Raw genomic sequence first — 2448 nt, forward strand, 5'->3', positions numbered from 1 at the left:
CCTTTTTTCATCATAGAAAAAGGGAATTCACTTTTTTCTTGTATAAATTTAATCCTTCTTATTTTACAAACAAGATAAAGAGGATAAATAAGAAATAGCGAATTGGAAACTAAGAGAACAATTTCCGTTTTGCTTTGAAGAACCCTTTTTAAAATTTTTACTAAAGATATAAACAACGATAACGGCTTTGCAGTATTACTTCCCAAATTACAAGCCTTGACTCCGTCAATTATATTGTCCCGCCCAGAAGGCAAATATCCAGATGATAAGATACAAACATTATTACCCTCCTTAACAAGACCCTTAGAATATGAAAGAATCCTGTTTACAGAAGCCTCACCAGATGGTACGGGTAACGTATTAATAATGGTAATAAGCATAATTGTCTTATTTTTTACGTCTAAAAGGATGCCTAATAGCCGTATTTAACAAATCCTTCGTAATTGTTTCCTCCTGTGGAATACGTAGGATATATTTAATAATAGAACCCACAACCAACTTTACACGTCCTTTAAAAGGAGGAATAATAATTTTTTCCATCTTCTTTTCATATTCTGTATCCACCAATAGTAATCTGGGGTGTTTAAGAGGAAATGAAAGTTCTTTGGTCCTATTTTCACAAAAGCGCGAAGTCATAATATTTGTCATACTCGTCCCACCATGTATAGAATCATTATCAGCCCCAATGTTTCTAATTTGATTAAACTTCGGTGAGATACCAAATAAATTATTAGCTCTAATAGCATATGCCATTTGGTAATCCCATGAATTTGGTAGGCGATTATTATCCCAGGCATAATGAATACGATCAAAGGACTTTTTATTCATTTTGTACAAATATGTATTTGTATAAGTTCCTTTGAGCCTAACTTTGGTAGCCTCATCACGATAAGTGTCCAATTTTCCTTCATAATACTTCAGGAATTTATTAGACCAAGAGGCCCAACCACAAGGGAGCATAAGTTTCGTGAACATGTAATCAGAACCGTCTTGAGGTTCATATTCCTCAAGGTAATTTGTTCCACAAATCCAAAGCACCCTTTCATCATTTTCATACTTTTCCAGTAATTCTTTGCAATACTCAAAAAATGAGATTTCAGGGTAATTGTCATCCTCTAAGAATATCGCTTTCTTTTCTCTAGCAAATACCCATTGCGCACCTTCCCCTATATTCCTATACACGCCTCGGTTATGGGGCGAATAGTTCTTGATCAACTCACAATCCCAGTTAATTGCTTTTTCAACTTTTTCACGACACAACCGAACAAGTTCTTCTTCTTCTGCATTTCTTGGACCATCTGCCAATAGATACACCTTAGATGGTTTAATTCTAGAAACTTGTTCTATGATTCTTAAAATTTTCTCATGTCTCTTAAAAATAATGAGAACTACAGGTATGTCAAATCTATCCATTATTATATGAATTTAAGCTGTTATTACTTCGTGTTACCATTTTAAACAACCCAACCATTATAAATACCAGAAACCATCTTGTTGTAATGATTGTTTGAGAGAATGCTAATATCAAAATAAGAGAAAAAAAAGCAAACGCTAGATTTTTTTTATGCCCGTTTTGGCGCATTAAGTTCTTAAATGAACGCAAAATGAAGAAATAATAAACCAGCCCGAATGGTATACCCCAATACACAAAAGGTAAAAGAATTCCATTTGCAGCAGAACTTGCATGTGAATAATCTTCCCAATTACCGCCGCCCAAAATAGGGTTATCTATTATTACTCTCAGCTGTATTGAGAATGCAGAGAAACGTGATGCATCTTCAGCGGAACTACTCATTTCCTCCGCAATTTTATTCCCCATATATTCTGAGCCAACAAAAAAAACAGCAAAAACCACAAATACTACTGCGGCCAAAAACTTGACATAAAATTTAGAAGAGCGCTTTAAAGTGGAAATAAAAAGGAGGAACAGAGCAGCAGAGAACCCACCTGTCGAGAATGTGGATATTAAAGCTGCCATTAAAATTGCATTTTTTAATCCTCTTCTTTTTTCTTCACCAAAGAAAATATTAAAGAACAATGCAATATTCAAAAATACTGCGAACTGTCCCGGTTCCCAAAAAGGACCACAATTTCTATAAAGATTTCCAGTTCTTAAACTAGCTCCACCATTATGGTAATTATGAATAACTATATTAATGCCGCCTCCTGTATCAGATAGCTCATTCGTAAAATTACCCATGTTTAATGACGGGAAATTAGGAGCAACATCGTAAAAAAGGTAATCTCTTATAGGTTCAATAAAATAAAATCCATAAAAAACTAAAGCTACTAAGGATATTATAACCATAATATTAACAAAATGCTTGGTAAAATCTTTGTATATAAGCAAGCTTATTAAAAGGGTGCCTATGATTTCCAATATTCTACCAAAAGCTGAAGAAATACCAGCTCCATTTATTAATACAATAAAGAACGTTAAAGAATAAA

The 2448-nt window shown here is 33.7% G+C and carries 3 protein-coding genes; all 3 read right to left on the reverse strand.

Annotated features, from left to right (window positions below; all coding sequences use genetic code 11):
* Window positions 1-380, reverse strand: a 380-nt coding sequence (locus CIK88_RS12470; protein ID WP_216820869.1) for a hypothetical protein, incomplete at its 3' end; no start/stop codon positions are given.
* A gap of 7 nt (window positions 381-387) precedes the next feature.
* Window positions 388-1413: a hemolytic protein HlpA gene (locus CIK88_RS01220; RefSeq protein WP_094434042.1), complete on the reverse strand. Its 1026-nt coding sequence runs from the start codon at window positions 1411-1413 to the stop codon at window positions 388-390.
* On the reverse strand, window positions 1406-2448 hold a 1043-nt coding region (locus CIK88_RS01225), incomplete at its 5' end, for an O-antigen ligase family protein (protein ID WP_144269558.1). The genes CIK88_RS01225 and CIK88_RS01220, both read right to left, overlap by 8 nt.

Origin of the sequence: Prevotella sp. P5-50, assembly GCF_002251295.1 — a bacterium.
GTDB lineage: Bacteria > Bacteroidota > Bacteroidia > Bacteroidales > Bacteroidaceae > Prevotella.